19 protein-coding genes and 1 riboswitch are annotated in these 22,254 nt (G+C 64.1%); of the genes, 12 read left to right on the top strand and 7 right to left on the bottom strand.

Translation table 11 applies throughout. From position 1 onward, the window contains the following. The first annotated feature begins 79 nt into the window (after positions 1 to 79). Entirely contained in the window at positions 80 to 988 is a 909-nt protein-coding gene (locus BHMPCIPO_RS11655; RefSeq protein ID WP_173516895.1) for a LysR substrate-binding domain-containing protein, read from the top strand. A gap of 115 nt (positions 989 to 1,103) precedes the next feature. On the opposite strand, the gene BHMPCIPO_RS11650 is transcribed toward BHMPCIPO_RS11655, so the two are convergent. Further along, positions 1,104 to 1,394, bottom strand: coding sequence for a putative periplasmic lipoprotein (locus tag BHMPCIPO_RS11650; protein ID WP_173516894.1), 291 nt, complete (start codon positions 1,392 to 1,394; stop codon positions 1,104 to 1,106). Between the two features lie 430 nt (positions 1,395 to 1,824). Between BHMPCIPO_RS11650 and BHMPCIPO_RS11645 the strand changes: the two genes are divergently transcribed. Beyond that, positions 1,825 to 3,600, top strand: a complete 1,776-nt coding sequence (locus tag BHMPCIPO_RS11645) for an SLC13 family permease (protein ID WP_173516893.1) — start codon at positions 1,825 to 1,827, stop codon at positions 3,598 to 3,600. Positions 3,601 to 3,653: 53 nt separating this feature from the next. On the opposite strand, the gene BHMPCIPO_RS11640 is transcribed toward BHMPCIPO_RS11645, so the two are convergent. The 4 genes from BHMPCIPO_RS11640 to BHMPCIPO_RS11625 form a co-directional block, all read right to left on the bottom strand. Beyond that, positions 3,654 to 5,333, bottom strand: a complete 1,680-nt coding sequence (locus tag BHMPCIPO_RS11640; protein WP_173516892.1) for an aspartate:alanine exchanger family transporter — start codon at positions 5,331 to 5,333, stop codon at positions 3,654 to 3,656. A gap of 258 nt (positions 5,334 to 5,591) precedes the next feature. Beyond that, positions 5,592 to 7,244 (bottom strand): bifunctional aspartate transaminase/aspartate 4-decarboxylase, encoded by a 1,653-nt coding sequence (locus BHMPCIPO_RS11635; protein WP_173516891.1) that lies wholly within the window; start codon positions 7,242 to 7,244, stop codon positions 5,592 to 5,594. Between the two features lie 58 nt (positions 7,245 to 7,302). Further along, on the bottom strand, positions 7,303 to 8,991 hold the full coding sequence (aspT, locus tag BHMPCIPO_RS11630) for an aspartate-alanine antiporter (RefSeq protein WP_312033022.1): 1,689 nt from the start codon (positions 8,989 to 8,991) through the stop codon (positions 7,303 to 7,305). A gap of 493 nt (positions 8,992 to 9,484) precedes the next feature. Continuing rightward, positions 9,485 to 9,778, bottom strand: a complete 294-nt coding sequence (locus tag BHMPCIPO_RS11625; protein ID WP_173516890.1) for a DUF1330 domain-containing protein — start codon at positions 9,776 to 9,778, stop codon at positions 9,485 to 9,487. Between the two features lie 230 nt (positions 9,779 to 10,008). Continuing rightward, positions 10,009 to 10,224: riboswitch (cobalamin riboswitch) on the top strand. A gap of 105 nt (positions 10,225 to 10,329) precedes the next feature. Here BHMPCIPO_RS11625 and BHMPCIPO_RS11620 point away from each other — a divergent pair. From BHMPCIPO_RS11620 to BHMPCIPO_RS11580, 9 genes are all read left to right on the top strand, one after another. Next, complete coding sequence (locus tag BHMPCIPO_RS11620; RefSeq protein WP_173516889.1) at positions 10,330 to 10,743, top strand: DUF1636 family protein; 414 nt, start codon at positions 10,330 to 10,332, stop codon at positions 10,741 to 10,743. Positions 10,744 to 10,765: 22 nt separating this feature from the next. Beyond that, on the top strand, positions 10,766 to 11,563 hold the full coding sequence (locus BHMPCIPO_RS11615) for an ABC transporter ATP-binding protein (protein WP_173516888.1): 798 nt from the start codon (positions 10,766 to 10,768) through the stop codon (positions 11,561 to 11,563). Then, complete coding sequence (locus tag BHMPCIPO_RS11610) at positions 11,560 to 12,513, top strand: ABC transporter substrate-binding protein (RefSeq protein WP_173516887.1); 954 nt, start codon at positions 11,560 to 11,562, stop codon at positions 12,511 to 12,513. The genes BHMPCIPO_RS11615 and BHMPCIPO_RS11610 overlap by 4 nt, the downstream gene beginning before the upstream one ends. A 3-nt stretch (positions 12,514 to 12,516) precedes the next feature. Continuing rightward, on the top strand, positions 12,517 to 13,584 hold the full coding sequence (locus BHMPCIPO_RS11605; RefSeq protein ID WP_173516886.1) for a FecCD family ABC transporter permease: 1,068 nt from the start codon (positions 12,517 to 12,519) through the stop codon (positions 13,582 to 13,584). Positions 13,585 to 13,693: 109 nt separating this feature from the next. Next, entirely contained in the window at positions 13,694 to 14,254 is a 561-nt protein-coding gene (locus BHMPCIPO_RS11600; RefSeq protein ID WP_173516885.1) for a DUF924 family protein, read from the top strand. Between the two features lie 126 nt (positions 14,255 to 14,380). Beyond that, positions 14,381 to 17,191 carry a mechanosensitive ion channel family protein gene (locus BHMPCIPO_RS11595; RefSeq protein ID WP_173516884.1) on the top strand — a complete coding sequence of 937 codons (2,811 nt, stop codon included), beginning with the start codon at positions 14,381 to 14,383 and terminating at the stop codon, positions 17,189 to 17,191. Positions 17,192 to 17,463: 272 nt separating this feature from the next. Beyond that, positions 17,464 to 17,742, top strand: a complete 279-nt coding sequence (locus BHMPCIPO_RS11590; protein WP_173516883.1) for a hypothetical protein — start codon at positions 17,464 to 17,466, stop codon at positions 17,740 to 17,742. Between the two features lie 327 nt (positions 17,743 to 18,069). Then, positions 18,070 to 18,570, top strand: a complete 501-nt coding sequence (locus tag BHMPCIPO_RS11585) for a hypothetical protein (RefSeq protein ID WP_173516882.1) — start codon at positions 18,070 to 18,072, stop codon at positions 18,568 to 18,570. Between the two features lie 290 nt (positions 18,571 to 18,860). Then, positions 18,861 to 19,622: an MBL fold metallo-hydrolase gene (locus BHMPCIPO_RS11580; protein ID WP_173516881.1), complete on the top strand. Its 762-nt coding sequence runs from the start codon at positions 18,861 to 18,863 to the stop codon at positions 19,620 to 19,622. 34 nt (positions 19,623 to 19,656) lie between these two features. Here BHMPCIPO_RS11580 and BHMPCIPO_RS11575 read toward each other — a convergent pair whose 3' ends face one another. Together BHMPCIPO_RS11575 and BHMPCIPO_RS11570 are read right to left on the bottom strand one after the other, a co-directional pair. Next, the gene (locus tag BHMPCIPO_RS11575; protein ID WP_173516880.1) at positions 19,657 to 21,066 is read right to left on the bottom strand and encodes an adenylate/guanylate cyclase domain-containing protein; all 1,410 of its coding nucleotides are present in this window, start codon (positions 21,064 to 21,066) and stop codon (positions 19,657 to 19,659) included. Between the two features lie 188 nt (positions 21,067 to 21,254). Further along, positions 21,255 to 21,668, bottom strand: a complete 414-nt coding sequence (locus BHMPCIPO_RS11570; protein WP_173516879.1) for a nuclear transport factor 2 family protein — start codon at positions 21,666 to 21,668, stop codon at positions 21,255 to 21,257. 193 nt (positions 21,669 to 21,861) lie between these two features. Here BHMPCIPO_RS11570 and BHMPCIPO_RS11565 point away from each other — a divergent pair, with 193 nt between their 5' ends. Further along, a complete protein-coding gene (locus BHMPCIPO_RS11565) occupies positions 21,862 to 22,236 on the top strand; it encodes a GFA family protein (protein WP_173516878.1) in 375 nt (124 codons plus the stop codon). Positions 22,237 to 22,254: the final 18 nt, after the last annotated feature.

The following is a 22,254-nucleotide window of genomic DNA, read 5'->3' as shown; positions in this document are numbered from 1 at the left end:
ATATGCTGGGGCGAAGTCAGGCTGACAAAGGACGATTTCTCAGCTGATAGATGAGTTGAATTCATCCATGGGGGATGCGATGAGAAAGCTGCCGCCGCTTGGCGCCTTGCGGGTCTTCGAAGCGGCCGCCCGCCGGTTGAGCTTCAAGCTGGCCGCCGAGGAACTGAATGTTTCGGCAACTGCCGTCAGCCACCAGATCCGGCAGTTGGAGGAATTGCTGGAGGTCAAGCTCTTCGAGCGCGAGACGCGACAGGTGAAGCTGACGGCTGCCGGCAAGACGCTGTTTCCGGTGCTGCGCGACGGTCTCGATCGGTTCGAACAGGCAATTGCCGACATTCGCCGTCAACAGGCGGGCAAGGTGGCGCGTCTCACCTCCACCGTCGCCTTCGTCGCCAAGCGGTTGGCGCCGCTTGCCGGCTCCTTCCGCGAAGCCTATCCGGACTGGACGCTGAGGCTTGACGCCTCCCACCGTACGGTCGATCTGGAGGCGGATGCCGATGCGGCGATCCGCTTGGGCGGCGGCGACTATCCGGGCCTCGTCATCGAGCCGTTGTTTGCCGATCGTTTCGCCCCGGTCTGTACGCCACGGCTGGCACCGGCGCGTGCTGCCGATCTCGGACAGATGACGCTCATCCATTACGACTGGGGAACGTTGCGCCGCCACGATGCCCGTGCGCCGGTGTGGCGGCACTGGCTGGAGCAGGCCGGCATCGCAAATGTCGATGCGAGCGCGGGGCTTTCCTTTACCGATGAAATCCATGCCGTTCAGGCTGCGGTGGCGGGGCAGGGCATTGCCCTTCTCAGCCTCACGCTCGTGGCGGAAGAGCTTGCCTCGGGCATCCTCGTCCAGCCGTTCGAACTGACGCTCGAGAGCGACCGCTACGACCTCGTCTATAGCCCACGGATGGCCGACCGCCCGGCCACCCGTCTGCTGCGAACCTGGGTGCTGGCCCAATTCGGCGGGGGAGACTGTCGCTCCCTGCCGTAACCGCTGATCTTGTTAAAGCGCGTCGCGATCTTTCAGATTCGCTCCTTCGCTTTAAGTCTTTGATATTTTCCATGTCGTTATCGCAAAACCGCTGCACACTTTTGCGCGACATGGTTTAGTCGTCGAAGAGAAAGTCCGGCTGCCAGCGCCGACTGGTGAGGCGCAGGGACCGGTCGGGTTCGATGATGTAGGTTTCATAGACCTTCCGGCCATAGGAATCGATGAACTGGTGCGGCACGATGCTGCCGACCGGCGCCTTCTTCAGCTTGGTGCGCGGCTGGCCGCCATAGGTGATGCTGCCGGGGATCGGCTCGAGATTCGCCGAATAGCCGTAGTAGCTGGAGCCGCCCGCGGTGCAGCCGCTGAGAAGCAGAACGACGGAGAAGGCGGCAAGGGCGTGTTTCATGGCGGCGATCCTCGAATTGCGGGGGCGCTTGTTGCGGAAGGCGCAGGCGGGTTCCTTGCCTTCAGGACGAATTGCGGAACGCGCTGCAACGCTTTGATCTATTGTACAATTTCCTGATGCAATTCCAAGTTCCTGATGCAATTCCAAGAGCGGGCAATCATGTCGGCCCATGTGTTTCGGCAGCACCCACCTTGGGCGGGGCGACGGACGAGACAGCGCCGTGGCCGCTCCAAGCCTCCGGGGTGGTGTGGGTGCGTCGCAGCCGCAACGGGAGAATTTCGCCTTCGTACCCAGATTTGTCGCTGAGCCGAATTCCGGTCCGGGGAAAGATGCGTTACTTCTCTCGTGAACGTTTCGGCGGATCGTGCGTTTCGGCTTCGGGCCTTGCTCATTTTTCCGTCCGTCCCTTCCTGTGTAGACCGGGTATTGCATGACCGCCGAACAGTCTCTCGCGTTTATCGTCATCGGCGCCATGATGGCCTTCTTCATCTGGGGCCGGTTTCGATATGACGTGATCGCCTGTTCGGCGCTGATGCTGGCGGTGGCGGTCGGCATCGTGCCATTCGATCATGCCTTCGACGGTTTCAGCGACGATATCGTCATCATCGTCGGCAGCGCGCTGATCGTCAGTGCCGGGGTTGCGCGCTCGGGCGTGGTGGATGCGACGATCCAGCGGTTCCTGCCCAATATTACATCCGTGCGGGCGCAGCTCGCGCTGCTGGTCATCACCGTCACCGTGCTTTCCGCCTTCATCAAGAACATCGGGGCGCTCGCGATCATGCTGCCGGTCGCCTTCCAGTTTGCCCGGCGGTCGAACGTCCAGCCCTCCACCTTCCTGATGCCGATGGCCTTCGGGTCCTTGATCGGCGGGTTGATGACCCAGGTCGGCACCTCGCCGAACATCGTCGTTTCGCGCGTTCGCCAGGAACTGACCGGCGAGAGCTTCACCATGTTCGATTTCACGCCCGTTGGCGCGACCTTGGCGCTGGTCGGCTGCATTTTCCTGCTCTTTGCCTATAGGCTGGTGCCGCAGCGAACCAGCCAGCAGGTCTCCGTGCACCAGGCGATCGAGATCACCGACTATACGTCCGAGGCCGTGGTCGCTCCCGGCTCGCCGGCGATCGGCAAGCCGCTCAGCAACCTGGTCAAGCTCGGCGACGGCGGTGCCGTCGTCGTCGCCATCTTCCGTCGCGGCCTGCATCTGGCGCCGCTGCCCGACATCAAGCTCGAAGCCGAGGACATTCTGCTGTTCGAGGGTGGCCCTGCGGCGCTGGATCGCATCGTTTCCCAAGCCAAGCTGAAGATTGCGGGCGACCGTTCGCCCAATGGTCGCGAAAAGTCCGGGTCCGAGATCGAGGCAATCGAGGCGGTCGTCGGCAGCGGCTCGCCGCTCGAGGGCATGTCGGCCCAACGGCTGGCACTCTTCAACACGCACAACATCAACCTGCTCGCCGTCAGCCGCCAGGGCGAAAGGCTGAAGCAGCGGCTCGGCAGCATTCGCCTGAGGGCGGGCGACGTCGTGGTGCTGCAGGGCGCGCGGCACGAATTGACATTCTTCCTGCAGGATTTCGGCTGTCTGCCGCTCGCCCAGCGCGAGATCCTGCTCGGCACCAGGCGCAGGGCGCCGCTGCCGATCCTCGTTCTTGCCGCCGCCATGGGCTCGACCGCGGTCGGTGTCGTGCCGGTTCCGATCGCCTTCTTTGCGGCTGCTCTTGCCATGGTGGTGCTGCGCATCATTCCCTTGCGCGACTTCTACCGCTCGGTCGACGGGCCGATCCTCGTGATGCTGGCGGCGCTGATCCCGGTCAGCGATTCCCTGCGAACGACAGGGGGGACGGAGATTATCGCCCAATGGCTCGGCACCGTCGCCGCCGGCCTGCCGCCTGCGGGCGCGCTGACCCTGATCCTGCTTGCGGCGATGGCCGTAACGCCGTTTCTCAACAATGCCGCCACGGTTCTCGTCATGGCGCCGATCGCGGCCAGCTTTGCCGGGGCGCTCGGCTACAAGCCGGAAGCCTTCCTGATGGCGACCGCCATCGGCGCCGGCTGCGATTTCCTGACCCCGATCGGCCACCAGTGCAATACGCTCGTCATGGGCCCGGGCGGCTACCGGTTCAGCGACTATCCGCGCCTCGGCCTGCCGCTTTCCGTCGTGATCGTCATCGTCAGCGTGCCGACGCTGATGATGGTGTGGCCGCTGCGGTAGTTTCCTGACCTAACGGCAGCCCGCCACCACGCATACCTTCGGGGCCGTTCGCCCTACCCGAGAACCGTGACGAGGACCGCTCCCCAGAGCGCCAAGAGCACGTTGCCGATCGCATAGCCGAGGCCGTAGCCGAGGGTCGGCACCTGGCTTCCGGCGCTTTCCTGCACGGCGGCGAGCGCCGGCGCCGACGTTCCGGCGCCGCAGCAGGTGCCGGCGAGCACGCCTTCGTTCATGTGGAACACCCAGCGGCCGAGCGCCAAGGCCGCGAGATGCGAGATCAGGCAGATCAGAAAGCTGGCGATGACGAGCGCCGGGCCGGACTGGACGAGGCCCGTGACAAAGCTCGGGCCGGCCGAGATGCCGACGCAGGCAATGAAGGCGCAGAGCCCGACGCTGTCGAAGAACCAGAGGGTCGCCTCCGGCACGAAGCCGAAGGTGCGCCGGACCGAGCGCAGCCAGCCGGCGACGAGGCCGGCGATCAGTACGCCGACCGCAACGCCGAGGCCGATCTCCAGCGCTCCGAGTTTCAGCGCAGGAATGCCGATGAGGCCGCCGAGGAAGATGAAGACGCCGACATAGACCATGTCGGTCGCCGTCGTCTTGCGATCGGCATAGCCGAGCAGGGCGGCTACATCCTCGACATGGCGCTTGGCGCCGGCGATCGACAGCACGTCGCCGCGGCGGACCGTCAGCCCGGGGAAGATCGGGATCGGCTGGCCGGCACGCAGGATGCCGCGCAGGAAGACCGAGCGCGCCTCCGGCTGCTGCCTGAGCTGCCACAGGCGTTTGCCGGCGACGTCCCTGTTCGTCAGCACCACGTCGAGCATTTCGACCGGGATGTCGAGAAGCTCGCGATCGTCGACCTCGGTGCCGATCCGGCCTGCATAGTCGACCAGGAAACCGCGAAGACCCGCGACCGCGATGATGTCTCCGGCCTGCAGCCGTTCTTTCGGAGTGGGGGAGATGATCTCGTTGCCCCTGCGGATCTGCTCGATATAGGCCTTCTGATGCTCGGGGACCTTCGCTTCTGCCTCTGCGACGGTGAGGCCCACCAATGTGTCGGCGATCTCGAAGGCGCGGGCTTCGATTTCGCGGCGGGCGGTGTCGCCGCGGTTATGGGGAGCGATGTTGAGCTCGGCTTCGAGCTCGGCGCAAGCTTCCTTCAGGCTGCGGCCGAACAGGCGCGGTGCGAGCTGCGACTGGACGAGGATGGCGGTGACGACGCCGACGAGGTAGGCGACCGCAAAGCCGGTGGCCACGGCCGATTCGAACTGGCTGGCGGCTTCGGGTATTGGTGCCGTCTTGCGGAAGGTATCGATGGCGACGCCGACGGTCGCCGATTCCGTCGCCCCGCCGGCCAGCACGCCGGCGGCCGTGCCGAGATCGAAAGCGAAGAAGATCGAGAGAAGGATCGCGGACGCGAGGGCTGCGACGCAGAGCGTCACCGTGACGGCGATCTGGGGCAGGGCATCGGCATTGAGGCTCTGGAAGAATTGCGGGCCGGTGCGGTAGCCGATGGCGAAGAGGAACAGCAGGAAGAAGGCCTGCTTCACGTCGTTGGAAAGCTCGGCGCCCGTCTGGCCGATGAGCACGCCGGCGAGCAGGCAGCCGGTGACGGCGCCGATGGTCACGCCGAAGATGGTGATCTTGCCGATCGCGTAGCCGATGCCGAGCGCCAGGAACAGCGCAAGCTCGGGATGCGCCCGCAGGATGCTGAATAGGTGCTCGATCACGCGGCGTCTCCTCCCGGTTCCAGGCCGAAGGGTCGTCTTCAGCCTGATGATGCGCTGCCTTCCTGCCGGCAGGATCCCGCCGGGAAATCTGGGTGACTGAACTACGGGGCGTCTGCTTGCGCCCGACTGCATGTTTCCTTCTGCAGGACGAAACAAGCAGCGTTCAAAGTGCTGCAGCGATCTCTGCGCGTCTCATGAGGCGCGGCGGCGCTGCGGGAGGAAGCGGCCGGCCACGGACTGGTCGGCCGCCTCGATCGCTTAGCTGATCTTCAGGCCCTTGGCCGCCTGGTAGGTCTGGACGTAACCGCGGGCGACCGAGCGCACGGCGCGGCCGATCTGCGAATAGGCGTCGTCATTGAGGTTGGCGAAGGAAACGCGCGCCGACCAGCTCGGCGCATCGAAGCCGGAGCCGTTCAGGAGGACGATGCCGTGGTCCTCGGCCAGCCGGAAGGGAATGTCGAGCGGGTGAATGTTGTCCTTCACCCAGGTGACGACATCCTGGCCGACATATTTGCGCAGCCAGAACTCGAAATCGATGATGCCGTAATAGTGGTCGAAATAGATGCCCGGATTGGACTCGACCCCCATGCCCTCGATCAGGTTCCAGAAGCGCTTGACGCAGATGGCGATGCAGGCCTTCTGATAGGCCTTCTCGACGTCCATTAGCTCCACCAGGCTGAAGAGCGTCATCATCACCTGCTGGGGAAGCGAAAGGCCGGCGGTGTGGTTCAGCGCCACGTCGCGACTGTCGGCGACGATGCGGTCGATGAACTTCACCTCGCGCGGCTTCGGCGTCATCGCCTTGTAGCGTTTTTCGAGAAGCTCCTGGACCGGCTCGGGATGCGCCTTGATCTTCTCGTCGAAGATGTTGTCCTCAGCAACGGCGATCACGCCCAGGCGCCAGCCGGTGCAGCCGAAATATTTCGAGTAGGAATAGACGCCGATGGTGTTGCGCGGCAGATGGCCGAGCAGGGACTGGAAGCCGGGCACGAAGGTGCCGTAGACGTCGTCGGTAAGGATGATCAGATCGGGGCGCTCGTTGTTGACGAGATCGACGAGGCGCTTGATCGAATCCGGATCGAGGGCGACGGCCGACGGGTTGCCGGGGTTGACCAGGAACAGCGCCTTCACCTCGGGGTTTTCCAGCGCCTTGATGTCCTCGTCGGTGAACTGGAAGCGATCTTCCTGCTCGGCGCTGACATTGATGGTCTTCAGCGTGTAATCCTCGAGCTGCGGCATTTCGAGATAGGGCGTGAAGATCGGCGTGCCGAGCGCGATCGTGTCACCGGCGTTCAGGATGCGGGCGTTCTTCAGCGCCTTGAAGATGTAGCACATGGCGGCGGTGCCGCCTTCGACCGGGTAGAGGTCGAACTTCACGTCCGGCCGGTGGCCGGCGGACATCGCCCACATCAGAAATTCGTGGGTGATGATCTCGTTGTGATGCAGCGCGCGGTCCGGAACCGGATAGTTGTCGCCGATGATCGAGTCGGTCAGCTCGTGCACGAAGGCATCCGGGTCGAAACCGAAGGTGGTGATGGCGTAGTCGACCGCGCTTTGCAGGGTCTTTGCCGGCGGAACGCCTTCATCCTCTTCGTCAACAGCGGCCGCTACTTGAAGCTGTTTCTTCACCCATTTCTGGAAGCGCTGATGCGCGCCGTCCTGCGGCGGCATGCCGGCGACGCCGGCCTTCGGGTCGTAATAGGCGCGCTTGGCTTCCGTCAGCGCGAACTGACCGAGCAGGAAGAAGGCTTCGCGGGCGCGCGTCGCCGTCCAGTTGGGGTTGCCGCGGCCGGCATTGAGGAAGGCCTTGGCGGATTTCTGCGAGCTCGACTTGGCGAGCTTGATCAGCTCGTCCTTGATTTCGAACGGGCTGAGATCGGAAATGCTGTCGTAGAAGTTTCTGTCCAACATGATCCACACTCCCTGTGATCTATGAATTATGAACGATGGCCTCGGTTGCCCGCCCGCCTCAGGCGAGCATGATGACGATGACGAGGCCGAAGATGGTCAGCAGCGTGTTGCCGATGGCATAGGGCATGCCGTAGCCGAGTGCCGGCACCTTGCTCTTGGCCGCTTCCTGGATCATGCCGAGCGCCGCCGTCGTCGTCCGGACGCCGGCGCAGGCGCCGAACAGGATCGCCGGGTGGAAGCGGAAGACGTAGTGGCCGATGAGCACGGAGGCGATCATCGGGATGGAGGTCGCGACCACGCCCCAGATGAAGAGGGAAATGCCGACTTCCTGCAGGCCAGCGACGAAGCCGGGGCCGGCGCCGATGCCGACGACGGCGATGAAGATGTTGAGGCCGAGCGTGTTCAGCAGCCACAGCGCCGGCGACGGGATCCGGCCGAAGGCGGGGTAGGTCGTACGCAGCCAGCCGAGCACGAGGCCGGCCAGCAGGGCGCCGCCGGACGTGGAAAGCCCGATCGGGATGCCGCCGATCGTCAGTGTCAGCGCACCGACCATCGCGCCGATGAAGAGGCCCCAGCCGAGGAAGGCGATGTCGGTGGTTTCGACCGGACGGTCGGCAAAGCCGAGCGCCTTGATCGCCGCTTCGACATGGCGCTTGGCGCCGCCGATGGTGACGATGTCGCCCCGTTCGACGGTCGTGCCCGGCAGCACCGGGATCTCGACCAGCGAACGCACGATCTTGCGGGCATAGACGCCGCGCGCCCAGTCCTCGGTGCTGACATCGGCAAGCGTCCTGCCAGCGAGCGCCTTGTTGGTCACGTAGACGTCGACCACTTCCGCCTCGGCATTGAGGAGTTCCTTGTCCTCGACTTCCGTCAGCCTGGAATCCAGGTTCTCGACGAGCAGGGCTCTGCGGCCGGAGAAGGCGACGACGTCGCCCGGCTGCAGCACCGTGTTACCGTCCGCCTCGATGATCTCGTTGCCGCGGCGCAGGCGCTCGACGTACACGCGGATGCCGGGAAGCAGGTTCTTGACCGGCGTTCCGGTGAGGCCGCTCGCCTGATCGATGCGATAGGCCCGGAGCCCGAAATCGTGATAGGCGCGGGTGATGCCCGGCTCGCTGCTCTCGGAGCCGCCGCCGAGCTTTGCCTCATATTCCCTGCAAGCGGACGGAAGGTCGATGCCGAGAAGCCTGGGCCCGAGCTGGGCGAGGATGATCGCGGAACCGATCGTGCCCCAGATATAGGTCACCGCATAGGCGATCGGGATCTGGTCGGCAAAGGTCTTGGCCTGCTCGGGGGTCAGCCCGAGCGAATTGATCTGGTCGGTCGCAACGCCGATCGCGGCCGAGATCGTCTGCGACCCGGCATACATGCCGGCGCCGTAGCCGAGCGGAAGGCCGGCAATCAGCGCGCAGAGATAGGGAACGATGAGGCACAGCACCAGGACCGAAAGGGCAAAGGCGATCTGCTTCGGCCCGTCGGTGCTGAGGCCCCGCACGAATTGCGGGCCGACACCATAACCGACGGCGAACAGGAAGATCAGGAACAAGGTGGACTTCAGGTCACCGGACACCTGGATGCCGAGCTGCCCGATGAGAACGCCTGCGAGAAGCGTGGCGGTGACGTTTCCGAGATTGAAGCCCGCGACCTTGACGGGGCCGATCAGGAAACCGATGCCGAGGGCGAGGAAGACGGCGACGGGAGGATAGGTCCGAAGCGTCTCGACGAAGAAATCGATTGGATTCACTGCTATACCCTTCAGAAAGTTGAATTGCCGTCACTTCATTTCAGGGGATTTGCGCGGCTAAGTTGATTTTATCGGTGGCTGGTCGATGCCCAATCCCAGCTTCGCCAATTGTCTCTTCGGCCGTTGATTTTCTCAACGGTCATAGGGTTACGTAAGCGTAACGTACGTTAAACTTCCCGGATTTTGGGCAAAGGCGGGGCGAATCGGGGGCGCCGGCATCGGCTTGCAAGCATCGGGCCGGGCGGTTTGCCGATCAGCGTGGGAAGGCGGCTTCGGGAGCGCGGCCGCGCTTCGGTTCCGATCCGTGGGCGCGGTAGCGTCGCGGCAAATTTCGCCGGCTATGCAACTCTTGTGTTGTATTCTTTCACGTTCGCTCATAACGGAAAACACATGGCGACGCATCCGGAGCACATGTCCAGCGGCGGCATCCGCGCGCCGCGAAGCTCGACGTGACGGTGAAGGCTGGTATTTGCGGCCAGTCTTGCGCTCCGCTTCAGATGGCGACACCTTCGAGTGCGATGATCCGTGTCCTGGCACAGCGCTCACGGATCTTCTTCAGGCGCTGATAGTCCGGCGATTGATACCACTCGAGCAGGGAATGCATATCCGGGAACTGGACGATGACGAGTCGGTGCGGCTCCCAGTCGCCTTCGAGCACCCGGGTCGCGCCGCCACGGGCGAGATAGCGGCCGCCGTAGCGCGCCTCCGTCGCCGGCACTTCCTGTATATATTGTTCAAACGCCGCGGCATTCGTGATTTCGACATCCGCGATCAAATAGGCAGCCATGGTGGTATCTCCTTTCCACGCAGGCACCATCGAAGGATACGCCGTTCGGCCGATCCGGGCGAGTTCGCTGTCGATTCCATTCTGTCGAAGGGGGAACCGGCGCTCCTGGCTCTGCGCGAATTTTTTGTTGAAATGTGTAATGTTATTTCGTAACAAGCGTCATGACGAAACGCCGCATGTCGATAGATCTGGAGCCCATGCCCCTGGCAGTTGTTTCAGCCGCCGATTCGTGCGAGGAAGACGTTGATGGTGCTGCATCCGCGGAAATGCGGAAGCGGCTGAAAAGGGAACACGGAACGGACGACCCTGACGGGACCGAAACCGTGGCTGCCCCCGCAACTGTGAGCGGAAAGCGCATTCACACCATGTCACTGGCGACAAGCCGGGAAGACGTGGATGCGCCGCGACCCGCGAGCCAGGAGACCTGCCATCGAACCGATCAACCACAACGGACGGGGTGTTCCGATGGAAAAGAACTGGCTTCCAAGCGACGGTCATCCGTCGTCCTGCCGTTTCGCCATCTCTTGCCGTCAGTCCCACGGAGAGAGAACATGGCCGAGACGAATTCCCGACAGCACAAGATAACGGTCTCTACCGACTGCCGCTTTACCGGTGGCCCGTGCATGCCCGGCGCCGAGCTCATAAAGCGTCTCAACCGCAGCATCGCCGCGCTCGGCGAGCCGCTCGATCGCGATTTCTCGATCGCCGGCACGGTCTGCATGGCGGCCTGCACGCGACCCTGCACCATCGCCTTCCAGGCGACGGGCAAGGCGACACACCTCTTTGGCGGCATTTCGCCCGAGGAGGATATCGACGACCTCGTCCGCTTTGCCGCCACCCATTCCGATCGCGGCGACGGCATGGTGCATGCCGCCACCCATGGCGAGTGCGGCGACGGCAAGACGCTTGCCCGCATCCCGGCGGCGATGCTCGTCTCCGAAGACGTTGCGGGCCACTTCCAATGACGGTGCGGGGAGGGATGAGACCATGACCTGCACCGCAACAGGAGCAACGCTTCGCGTCGAAGGGCTTTGCTGGGGGCCGCGCCCGGGGCTGAAGCTGGTCGACAGCATGGACTTCGCGGTCGAGGCGGGCAGCCGGCTTGCGATCCTCGGGCCGAACGGGGCGGGCAAGACCTCGCTCTTGCGCTGCCTTTACCGGGCGGTGCAGCCGAATGCGGGCCGCATCGAGGTCGACGGCGTCGACCTCTGGTCGATCTCGGCGCGCGAAGCTGCAAGGACGATCGCCGTCGTGTTGCAGGAAATGCCCGGCGATTTTCCCTTCAGCGTGCGCGACGTCGTGATGATGGGGCGTATCCCGCGGCGGGAAGGGCTCAACGGCTGGACGGACACGGACCGCGAGCGCGTGCAGCACGCGCTCTCCCATCTCGATCTCGCCCACCTTGCCGGCCGCCAGTTCTCGACGCTCTCGGGCGGGGAAAAGCAGCGGGTGCTGATCGCCCGGGCGCTTGCCCAGGAGCCGCGCATCATCATCCTGGACGAGCCGACCAATCACCTCGACATCCGCCACCAGCTTGAAATCCTCGAGCTGCTGCAGACGCTGAAGCTGACGATCGTGTCGACACTGCACGACATCAATCTCGCCGCCGACTTCGCAACCGACGTGGCGATCGTGACGGCGGGGCGCCTGACCGCCTTTGGAACACCCGAGGACGTGCTGAGCCTGCGGGCGCTGTCCTCCGCCTTCGGTGTCACCGCCACCGCCCACGCTGCCGGCAGCGCGCGCTTTTCCTTTTCACTTCCTCGACAGGGATCGATTTCATGAAGATCAACATTGCCTCCTCTGCCCTCCTGTTTCTCATCGCCACGGCTGCGCCCGCGCTCGCCTATCCGGTCACGGTCAAGAGCTGCAACCGCGAGGTGACCTTCGATGCCGCGCCGAAACGGGCGATCGCCAATGACGTCAATCTGGTCGAGATGATGCTGGCGCTGAAACTGCAGGACCGCATGGTCGGCTACACCGGCGTTTCCGGCTGGAAGACGCTGGATGAAAAGCTGCGTGAGGGCGTGAAGGAACTGCCGGAGCTCTCGGAGAAATATCCGACCAAGGAGGTGCTCCTCAATGCCGACGCCGATTTCTTCTTCGCCGGCTGGAACTACGGCATGAAGGTCGGCGGCGAGGTGACGCCCGAGACGTTGGCGCCCTTCAAGATCGGCGTCTACGAACTCACCGAGTCCTGCATCCATGTCATGGCCAGGGAAAAGCCCTCGATGGACGACATGTTCGTCGATATCCTCAATCTCGGCCGCATCTTCGGCGTCGAGGATCGCGCCGAAGCGCTGGTTGCGGGTTATCGCAGCCAGCTCGCGGAGATCACCAAGGCCAATGCCGGCCGCGGCAAGCCGACCCGTGTCTTCGTCTATGATTCCGGCGAGGAAAAGCCGTTCACCTCGGGCCGCTTCGGCATTCCGACGGCGATGATCGAGGCCGCCGGCGGCGCCAACATCATGGACGATGTCGACAAGAGCTGGGTGGAAGTCTCCTGGGAGCCGGTGATCGACCGCAATCCGGAGGTCGTGGTCATCGTCAACTACGGCGAGGTGAAGGCCGAGGACAAGATCGCCTTCATGAAGAACAATCCGGCCTTTGACAATATCGATGCGGTCCGGAACGACCGCTTCGTGGTGCTCGATTATGTCGAGGCGACGCCGGGGCCGCGCAACGTCGACGCCATCGCCCGGCTCGCCAAGGCCTTTCACGGCGAGGGCCTGTAACCGATGCTGGCGGAGGATACGTCGCCTGCTCCCGCCGCCGTTTCGCGGGTCGCTCCCGTTCGGGCGATCCGCGGCGGGGTCGGGCTGTTCGCGGCGCTGCTGCTGCTGGTCCTCACCGTGACCGCGGGCGTGTCGCTCGGCTCGGCGCCGATCCCTGTCACCACCGTCTGGTCGATCGTCGCAAGCAAGCTCGCGCCCGGCAGCATCGAGGCCTTCTGGTCGGCAGGCCGCGAAAGCATCGTCTGGGACGTGCGCCTGCCGCGGGTCATGCTGGCGGGGCTCGTCGGTGCCGGCCTGGCGCTGACCGGCGCCGTGCTGCAATCGGTCACGCGCAATCCGCTCGCCGATCCGCATCTGCTCGGCGTCTCCTCGGGAGGCGCGCTCGGCGCGATCGTGGCGCTGCTCCACACCGGAATGATCCTCGGTCTTCTCACGGTGCCGCTCTTCGCCTTTGGCGGCGCGCTTCTGGCAACCGTGCTGGTCGCCTTCGTTTCCCGCGCGCTCGGCGCCAGTGCCGATCGCCTGGTGCTCGCCGGGGTCGCCGTCGCCTTCGTGCTGACGTCGATCGGCAACCTCATGATCTTCCTCGGCGACCCGCGGGCGACCCACACCGTGATCTTCTGGATGCTCGGCGGCCTTGGTCTGGCGCAATGGCCGCACCTCATCTATCCGGCACTGGTGCTCGTCGTCTCGCTTGGCTGGCTGGTCGTCCGGTCGCGCGAGATCAACGCGCTTGCCATGGGCGACGAGACGGCGACGACGCTCGGCATTCCCGTGCGCCGCTTCCGCCTGACGCTCTTCGTCGTCACCGCGCTCCTGACCGGGGTGATGGTGGCCTTTTCCGGCGCAATCGGCTTCGTCGGGCTGATGGTGCCGCATTTCGTGCGGCTCCTTGCCGGCAGCGACAATGTCCGGGTCATCCCGCTCTCGGCCTTCTTCGGCGCCTTGACGCTGATCATGGCCGACCTCGCGGCCCGCGTCATCATGGCGCCGGAGGACATGCCGATCGGCGTCGTCACCGGCATTGTCGGCGGCATCGCCTTTGTTGCCATCCTCACGCGGCGCGCGTAAGGCGTGCATCGACATCGGACGTGGGTGCATGGACATGGGCCGGTTCGCGCCTATGTCTTAGCACATGCATGGCTGGCAGGAGCGGCAGCAGCGCGGCACGAGGGAGCAAATGACGAAGGAAGTTGAAATCTGCACGCCGGACGACGTTTTGAACTTCTGGTTCGGCGAGCTCACCTATGACGACTGGTTCACGGTGAGCGGGGAGCTGGACGAGGCCTGCACTCGCCGGTTCCAGGCGTCGCATCTGGCGCTCGCCCGCGGGGTCGGCGAGATCTGGCGGGCGACACCGGAGAACCGGCTGGCGGCGATCATCCTGCTCGACCAGATGCCGCGCAACATGTATCGCGGCACGCCGCTGGCCTTTGCGACCGATTGCCTGGCGCTGCATGAGGCGAAGCTCGCCGTGGGCATCGGCGCCGACATGGCGATCAAGCGGGAGGCGCGGGCCTTCGTCTATCTGCCGTTCGAGCATTCGGAAAATCTGACCGACCAGACCATGTCGGTGAAGCTTTTCACCGAACTCGGCGACCCGGACTATCTCGATTATGCCATCCGGCACCGCGAGGTGATCGAACAATTCGGCCGCTTCCCGCACCGCAACGCCTTCCTGGCCCGTGTCTCGACGGACGCCGAGCTTGCCTATCTGGCACAGCCCGGCGCCGGTTTCTGACGAAAAATCCGGCGTTGGTGCGTAATTGGCGGCGGCTTTTGCATCTTTCCGCCGTCTTTCGTATTCACATCGCATTGTGATGACCACCGACGCGATTCCGCATCACGGTCTCAACCTGCAAGGATCATGAAATTGCGTTCTGTCGGAAAATTGCCTGCCATTCTCCTCTGCCTGCTGGCGCTTGCCGCCACCGGTCCGGTCATGGCGCAAAAGCCGACGCAGCCGGCACAGGCGACGGCTCAGAACGCAGCACAGCCGGCGCAGAAGACGGCACCCGCTCAGTCGGGCCAGACGGCAACGCAACCGGCCGGCAAGACGGCGCCCGCGCAGGAAGGTGCGCAACCCGCTGACGATGGCGCGACACCGGGCACTGCCACCGAGCCCGCCACGGCCGCCCAGCCGGCGCAGACGGCAACGCCGCCGGCCGAGCAGACGGTACCGGCCGATGCCACGCCACCGGCTCAAACCCAGGCGATCGAGCAGCTCGCCAAGGCCGGCGAGGAGCTCAAGCGGCTGACCGACCTCGTCGACAAGGCGAAAGACGACGATACCGCGCTTGCCGAGCTGAAGGTCCAGGTCGATGCGCTCTCGAAACAGATCATCGGCGTATCGGTCTCGACCCGTCCGCGCCTCGAGGAGATCAAGGCGCGGCTCACCGAACTCGGCGACCCGCCGGGCGAGGGACAGCCGCCGGAGGCGGACATCGTGTCCGCCGAGCGCAAGCGGCTCGTTGCCGAGCGCGGCGCCATCAACGCGCTGACCGGCGAGGCCGAGGGCCTCTCGGTACAGTCGACCAAGCTTTCCAACGCGATTACGGCGACGCGCCGCGCGCTGTTTTCGAACACGCTGCTGAAGAACACCGAAGTCTCCGGCACGATGTTCAACGACGCGCTGTCGGCGACGGCCGACGAGACCCGCGTGCTGACCCGCAGCGTCACGAGCTGGCTGAGCTTTGCCTGGAACTACAAGCGCGTGCAGCTTCTCTCGGCGCTTTTCCTGTCGCTGCTGGCGGCGCTGGTCTTCCTCGCCGGCAGCCGCAGGCTCTTCCGCCCCTGGATCCAGCACGATATTACCGACGAGGAGCCGAGCTATTTCCGGCGACTGTCGGTGGCCTTCTGGTCGACCATGATACCGACGCTGGCTTCCGCCGCCTTCGCCGTGTCGAGCTTCTTCTTCCTGCACTCGTTCAACGTGCTGCGCTCCGACATCGCGCCGATCGTCGCCATCACGCTCGGCGTCAGCGTGGTGGTGTTCTTCATCACCCGCCTTGCCCAGGCGGTGCTTTCGCCGCGCGATGCGCGCTGGCGGCTGGTCCGGGTCTCCGACCGCGGCGCCCGGATGTTGATGGTCGCGATCTTCGCCATGGCGCTGGTCAACGGCCTCGACTACCTCTTCGGCGGCGTCAGCGAAGCGCTCGGTTCGCCGGTCGTCTTGACCGTGGTCAAGAGCTTCGTCGCCTCCATCGTCATCGGCCTGATCATCATCGCTTCAGCCTGGATTCGGCCGACGCTTCGCAAGGACGACGACTTCGACGCGCATGGCCGGTCCTGGCCGCGCTTGGTTTCGATCGGGCTTGTGCTGATCGGTCTCTCGCTGATCGTCGCTGCGGCCTCCGGCTATGTCGGCCTCGCGCGCTTCATCGCCACGCAGATCATCATCACCGGCGCGATCCTGGTGACGATGTATATCGGCATCCTCACCGGCCGGGCCGTGGCGAAGCAGGGCGCATTCGGCGAGACGGCTGCGGGACGCTATCTCGAGCGGCGCTACAATCTCGAGCAGGTGGCGCTCGATCAGATCGGCCTTGTCGCGGGCTTGAGCATCTATGCGCTCGTCGTCCTGTTCTTCATTCCGCTGATCCTCCTGCAATGGGGCTTCCAGATCGCCGATATCGAGGCCTGGGCCTATCGCGCGGTCACCGACATCAAGATCGGCTCGATCACCATTTCGCTGGTCGGCATCCTCGCGGGCGTCCTGTTCTTCGCGCTCGGCTATGCCGTTACCCGCTTCGTGCAGCGCTGGATCGACGGCAACATCATGGCGCGCAGCCGCGTCGATGCGGGCGTGCGCAACTCCATCCGCACCGGCATCGGCTATACCGGCGTCGGCCTTGCCGGCCTCATCGGCCTCTCGGCGGCGGGCATCGATCTCTCCAACCTCGCGCTCGTCGCCGGTGCCCTCTCGCTCGGCGTCGGTTTCGGCCTGCAGAACATCGTCTCGAACTTCGTCTCGGGCCTGATCCTCTTGGTCGAGCGGCCGTTCAAGGTGGGCGACTGGATCGTCAGCGGCACGACGGAAGGTTTCGTCAAGCGCATCTCCGTGCGCGCCACCGAGATCGAGACCTTCCAGCACCAATCGATCATGATGCCGAACTCGCTGCTGATCAACGCGTCGGTCGGCAACTGGACCCACCGCAACAAGCTCGGCCGCTCCGAAATCGCTGTTACCGTGAGCTATGCCAGCGATCCGCGCCGGATCATGGAGCTGCTTTCCGAGATCGCCGCCGCCCATCCGATGGTGCTGAAGAACCCGTCGCCGAGCGTCGGCTTCACCGCCTTCGGCGACGAGCGCATGACCTTCGAGCTCAGGATCTACGTCGCCGACGTGTTGACCGGCGGCGGCGTGCGCAACGACCTGCGCATCTCGATCTACGAGCGCTTCCGCGACGAAGGCATCGGCGAGCCGTTCCCGGTGAAGATCGAGGACGTGCCGGTCGAGGACCAGACCGGCATCGAAAGCGACGAGCCGGAGAAGGTCGGCGAGCCGAAGGGTGCCACGTCGGCCGAGGCAAGAGCATCCGCCGAGGCAAGGGCGCCGGCCAGGACGACCGCTTCCGGCAGGAAGACCGCGTCCGCAGCGCCGCTCGACGAGGAAGAGGAGGTGGAAGAAGCGCGCAAGCGCCGAACCGCCAGCCGCCGCGCGAATCCAAACCGCTGATAAACGGCCCATTCAGCGCCTATTCAGCCGGCCTGCCATAAAAAGCAGGCAATTCTTCTGGTGAGCGCCTGCAGCGCCGCGCGTCTGACCGGACGCGTAAAAGGTCGCTGTAGCACTTTGATTTGCTGCATAATTCCAATTCTCAAATCGATTTCGATTTAAGAAATTATGCAGTAGGCTGGCACCGGCTGAAGAGGTGGCCGGCGCAGCGTCGCGAAACCGACGGGGCGGCCGGCTCGGCGAGAGGGCGGCGCGTCGGGCGCCGATGGGCGATGAAGAAATTTGTGATTGCCTTGCTTTCGGGCGTGCTCGTGGCCGGCGCGCTGGCTGCTGAGGCGGCATCGGCCGCGACCGTCACGAACAAGGACGGCGAGACCGCCGTCCTGGTCGTCGTCGAGGGCGAAAGCCGCATGGAAGTGGCGATTGCATCCGGAGCCACGGAAATGATCTGCCCGAGCGGCTGTTTCGTGACGGCGCCGAGCGGCGACCGCATCGGCCTGCAGGGCGACGAGAATGTCGAGATCGTCAACGGCAACGTCGTCGTGAAATAATCCTCCATTCTACGGCAGGACGATTGCATCCGCAGCTACGGAACCAGTCGCTGCAATGACGGTTTGAGGATGGTTGATGATCCATTACCGGGGTCATGGGCACGGGCCCCGAGTCTTCCTGTGAGCTGGGCCCAATTTGAGAAGCACACTCTTTCCCTGGGCCCCACGTGACGGCGGGGCCATTTCTTTGCGGCTCTCCTTCAAAACTCCTCGCGGTTGGTTGCCTTATCGTCGGATCGGCTCATACTGTAATTACCTCCGGGCGGTGATACGGGCCCCGGTGGCTGGAAGACTGATCGCTTTCGCCCCAATCCAGGAGGTCGCGCGATGTTTTCCACGGCCAATCCAAAGGCGCTTCTCCCTCACGAAATGAACCAGATCGAGCAGATCTTCACCGACATTCTGCGCGCGCGCGGTCTACCACGCGATTGCGAGACAGCACGCTCGATCGCAAGACAGCTGATCAGTGGCTACCAGAGGGGCATCCGCGACAGCGTCGCCCTGAAATACATGATCGGTTTCGACAAGAGCTCGGTGTCAGGCACAGACGCCGATATACCCGACCAGGGCGGCCAAGAGGTTTCAGCGCAGGAGATTGCCAGTGGAATGAACTCTCCGATCGGCCCCGACGACCTCGATATGCTTCAGCGCGTTATCGACCGTGTGTGCACATGTTGCAGCATTCCGCGTCGTGGAAAGCGGGCCGATCGCCTGGCTCGGCATCTGACGGATCAATTCCGCAGAGGAATGTCCGATGAGGGCGCGCTGTTCGAGGCCGCCATGCGGCTGGAGTTGCACGCTTTGGATCAACACCGCTCGGACGCCTGAATGCGGAGCGCCCATTCGGGGCGGTTCGTGCCTGATTTACACACTCTGAAGCGGCGGGACTCGCTTGCGCGACATTGGCGACCGTGGGGGGAGCCTCTACTGGAGGCAGAGGCTCCTGGGGCTGTGCGCGACTACAATGGATGAGGCATCTGCAGTCGCTCTTCGCATGCTACACTCGAGCGATTGGAGCACAACTCATCCATTTTGGGTAAGGATCGGCCCCATCGGATCGGGGCCGATGCGGGACCGTCACCCAGGCTGGGTACGAGGTCGAGGAAGGAAGGACCGCCATGAAACTCCAGCTTATCCGCAACGCGACGCTCAAGCTCGACTATGGCGGCCACACCGTGCTCGTCGATCCGTTCCTTGGACCGAAGCACAGCCTGCCGTCCTTTGCCGGGCGCTCCCCCAATCCGACGGTCGAGCTTCCGATCGATATCGACACCATCCTCGCCGGAGTGGAACTCGTCATCATCTCGCATCTGCATGAGGATCACTTGGACGATACCGCCAAGGAGCGGGTACCGAAGAGCGTGCCGATCTTCTGCCAGCCGGGCGACGAAGAGACGATACGCGCAGCCGGCTTTAGCGACGTCACGCCGCTCTCCGGCAAAGCCAGTTGGCAGGGCCTGACGCTGACCCGACGCGATGGCAGCCATGGGCTTGGTCCTGTCGTCCAGGACATGGGGCCCGTCATCGGTTTCAGCCTCGAGGCGAAGGGCGAACCGACGCTCTACTGGGCGGGCGATACGGTCTTCTATCCGCCCGTCGAGACGACGATCCGCGAAACCAGGCCGGACATCATCGTCACCCATTCCTGCGCGGCGCGCTGGAACGGCGATCTCATCGTCATGGATGCCGAACAGACGATCAAGGTCTGCGAGATGGCCAAGAACGGCATCGTCATCGCCGCGCACATGGAGGCGCTCGATCACGCGACGCTCAGCCGCAGCGAGCTCAGGGCAGCCGCCGATGCCCATGGCATACCCTTGACGAAACTGGTGATCCCTGATGACGGCGAGGTCCTGACGCTGATCCCGCCGGTGGTGTGAAGCGCGGCGCGATCTTTCAGTTCGTGCGTAGGCTTCACGGAATCGAAAATATGCTGATCTCGTTGGTGATGCCGCGCAGCGCTACATTGTGCGACTGCGGATTGAGGCCGCGGTCGCTGAGGAGGTTCGAGGCGCGCGGGTCGTCGAGCACGGAACTGGTGGCGAAGATTTCGCGCGAGGTGGCAAGGTGCTGGACGCGCGAGGCGATGTTGACCGTCTGGCCGAAATAGTCCTGGCGCTCGTTGAGGCTGACGGCGATGCACGGTCCCTCGTGAATGCCGATCTTCAAGAGCAGGTCCTCGGAGCCGCGATCCTCGTTCAACTTGCGCATCGCCTCGCGCATGCGCATGGCTGCCGCAACTGCCCGATCCGGCGTCGGGAAGGTCGCCATGACAGCATCGCCGATCGTCTTGACCACGGCGCCGGCTTCGGCGGCAACGATCTCGTTGACGACGCTGAAATGGGTCTTCACCAGATCGAAGGCCGCGAGATCGCCGACCCGTTCGTAGAGTTCGGTGGAGCCGCGCAGATCGGAAAAGAGAAAGGTGAGGCTGGTGATCTTCAGCCTTTGATCAACATCGATCGTGTCGGTGCGGTAGATATCGCGGAAGGTCTGGTTGGAAAGCAGCCGCTTGGCCGTCAGGAACGGCCGGCGGCGGCCGAGAATGTCGTGCAGCGCGTCATTGGCGATGCAGACCGAGGGCAGGGTGCGGACATCGGTGTGGTTTTCCACCTGGATGCGCAGCGGTCCCGGCTGCATGGTCAGCGCCTCGTCGTGGCGATGGCCGCGATCGAAGACGAGCGACAGGGTGCGCCGCTCCTTGGTCGGCTCGCCCTTGACGTCGATGAACTGTGCGGCATGCGTTACCGGTTCGAAGACGATGATGAACTCCGCCGGCAGTTGCAGCGAGATGACGGCCTTTTCGCCGGGCGGCAGTTCCAGCGCCTCCAGCACGAAATCATCGATCCTGGCCTCGTAGTCCTCTTCCGGCAGCTCGATACCGGAGCCCCAGTAGATTTGGCGGAAATACTCGAAGGGCGACAGCTCGTGCGGGCTGTGGGCCTCGATGTGGCGCACCCGCGGGTTCACGGTGAAGGTGACCTCGACCATTTCGTCGAGCGTCGGCTCATAGCCGGCGGCGCAGAGCGAGCAGGTATAGGTGTCGCTCTGCACCGTCTTCAGCGAGGTGTTGGCGTCGAGCACGCCGCCACAACCGGGGCAGAGCACGTTCCAGGAGAGTTCGAAGAGGCCGAGGCGGGACGCGTGCAGGAACGCCGCGATCGTCTTTTCCTCGTTCAGCCCGTGCTCGGCGGCAAACGCCAGCGCATTGACGCGGCAAAGCTTGCGGTCCGGCGCTTCCCGGACAAAGCGCTCCAACACGTCGGCGATCTCAGGCTGCACGGTTTGGCGCAGCATGTCGAAGAGAGGCTGAGCTTCACTCATGGTGCCATCTTATACTGAAAAGAGACGGCGCGGCAGCCGGTTTGTCGCGGTAGGGGCGAGTGCCGGAGATGGCGCGTAGTCCGCCGACTGCATGTCTCCTTAAGTCGACCCCGACTTGAGGGGACATGCAGCAAATCAAAGTGCTGCAGCGACCTTTGCGCGTCGAGGTCGCTTCAAGGAGACGTGCTCTACGCCGCCTTCCGGTCGCGGCCGAAGGGATCGCCGCGCAGCGATTCCGTGTGCAACGCGGCCACCCATCCGCCGTTCTCGCGGATCCAGGTCGTGGCGTCGGCGGCCTTCAATGTCAGGGGCTGCCCGTCGACCTCCATCTCTTCGGTCACCGTGTAGGCGATGACGGCCACGTCCTCCCGCGGAAAGATGACGCTGACGTCGTCGAGCCGGAACGATCTGAGGCTCCAGGAGCCCTCCGCCTGCTCGGCCATCCGGCGGTAGTCGTCGCGGGTGAGCACGGACGCACCTTGTGCCCCGACGACGATCGACCGTTCCGGCAGCATCGCCACGGACGCCTCGGTATCCTTGTCCATAATGGTTCGCCAGAATTCCTGTTCGAGGTCGATGATCTCCTGTCTTTCGGCATGCATGGTTCGTGTCCTCCATCCGGAATACCCGCAGAAGACGTGGAAAGGCGAAAAGTTCCCTGCCGACGCTAGTCCTGCGCGATGAAGCACGGCATCGCGCATTCTGACCGCGTTAAAGTTCGCCGTTGCGGGAACCCAACGCCCGCGTGTATCGTTTCCCGGCCTGACATCAACCATTGCGCGACAGGATAAAGTCATGACGATGCTCTCGGGAAAGTGCCTTTGCGGTCAGGTGCAGGTTTCGGTGCGCGGTGAGCCGACGCGGGTCGGTATCTGCCACTGCACCGACTGCCGGCAGGAAAGCGGCTCGGCCTTCACCTTCTATGGCATCTGGCCCGCCGATCGCTTCGAACACACCGGCGAGACCTCGGTGTTCCAGGGGCGCCGCTTCTGTCCCCGTTGCGGTTCGCGGGTCTTCTCGGTCGACGACCAGGAGGCGGAAGTCAAGCTTGGCATCCTGTCCGAAGCGCCGACACCGCTTGTGCCGAGCTACGAGCTCTGGATCAAGCGCCGCGAGCCGTGGCTGAGGCCGGTGGAAGGGGCAGCGCAGTTCGAAGAAGACCGCATATGAGGGCAAGTGCCTGCCAAT

The sequence above is a fragment of the Ensifer sesbaniae genome (assembly GCF_013283665.1).
Taxonomy (GTDB): Bacteria; Pseudomonadota; Alphaproteobacteria; order Rhizobiales; family Rhizobiaceae; genus Ensifer; species Ensifer sesbaniae.
The sequence above is the reverse complement of the archived record's forward strand: the minus strand, read 5'-3'. Positions and strand labels throughout refer to the sequence as shown.

Bases quoted from the DNA above. Each gene is read 5' to 3' on its own strand.
- BHMPCIPO_RS11655 (WP_173516895.1), top strand. From the start codon at position 80: ATGAGAAAGCTGCCGCCGCTTGGCGCCTTGCGGGTCTTCGAAGCGGCC.
- BHMPCIPO_RS11650 (WP_173516894.1), bottom strand. From the start codon at position 1,394: ATGAAACACGCCCTTGCCGCCTTCTCCGTCGTTCTGCTTCTCAGCGGC.
- BHMPCIPO_RS11645 (WP_173516893.1), top strand. From the start codon at position 1,825: ATGACCGCCGAACAGTCTCTCGCGTTTATCGTCATCGGCGCCATGATG.
- BHMPCIPO_RS11635 (WP_173516891.1), bottom strand. From the start codon at position 7,244: ATGTTGGACAGAAACTTCTACGACAGCATTTCCGATCTCAGCCCGTTC.
- BHMPCIPO_RS11625 (WP_173516890.1), bottom strand. From the start codon at position 9,778: ATGGCTGCCTATTTGATCGCGGATGTCGAAATCACGAATGCCGCGGCG.
- BHMPCIPO_RS11620 (WP_173516889.1), top strand. From the start codon at position 10,330: ATGGCCGAGACGAATTCCCGACAGCACAAGATAACGGTCTCTACCGAC.
- BHMPCIPO_RS11615 (WP_173516888.1), top strand. From the start codon at position 10,766: ATGACCTGCACCGCAACAGGAGCAACGCTTCGCGTCGAAGGGCTTTGC.
- BHMPCIPO_RS11610 (WP_173516887.1), top strand. From the start codon at position 11,560: ATGAAGATCAACATTGCCTCCTCTGCCCTCCTGTTTCTCATCGCCACG.
- BHMPCIPO_RS11605 (WP_173516886.1), top strand. From the start codon at position 12,517: ATGCTGGCGGAGGATACGTCGCCTGCTCCCGCCGCCGTTTCGCGGGTC.
- BHMPCIPO_RS11600 (WP_173516885.1), top strand. From the start codon at position 13,694: ATGACGAAGGAAGTTGAAATCTGCACGCCGGACGACGTTTTGAACTTC.
- BHMPCIPO_RS11595 (WP_173516884.1), top strand. From the start codon at position 14,381: ATGAAATTGCGTTCTGTCGGAAAATTGCCTGCCATTCTCCTCTGCCTG.
- BHMPCIPO_RS11590 (WP_173516883.1), top strand. From the start codon at position 17,464: ATGAAGAAATTTGTGATTGCCTTGCTTTCGGGCGTGCTCGTGGCCGGC.
- BHMPCIPO_RS11585 (WP_173516882.1), top strand. From the start codon at position 18,070: ATGTTTTCCACGGCCAATCCAAAGGCGCTTCTCCCTCACGAAATGAAC.
- BHMPCIPO_RS11580 (WP_173516881.1), top strand. From the start codon at position 18,861: ATGAAACTCCAGCTTATCCGCAACGCGACGCTCAAGCTCGACTATGGC.
- BHMPCIPO_RS11575 (WP_173516880.1), bottom strand. From the start codon at position 21,066: ATGAGTGAAGCTCAGCCTCTCTTCGACATGCTGCGCCAAACCGTGCAG.
- BHMPCIPO_RS11570 (WP_173516879.1), bottom strand. From the start codon at position 21,668: ATGCATGCCGAAAGACAGGAGATCATCGACCTCGAACAGGAATTCTGG.
- BHMPCIPO_RS11565 (WP_173516878.1), top strand. From the start codon at position 21,862: ATGACGATGCTCTCGGGAAAGTGCCTTTGCGGTCAGGTGCAGGTTTCG.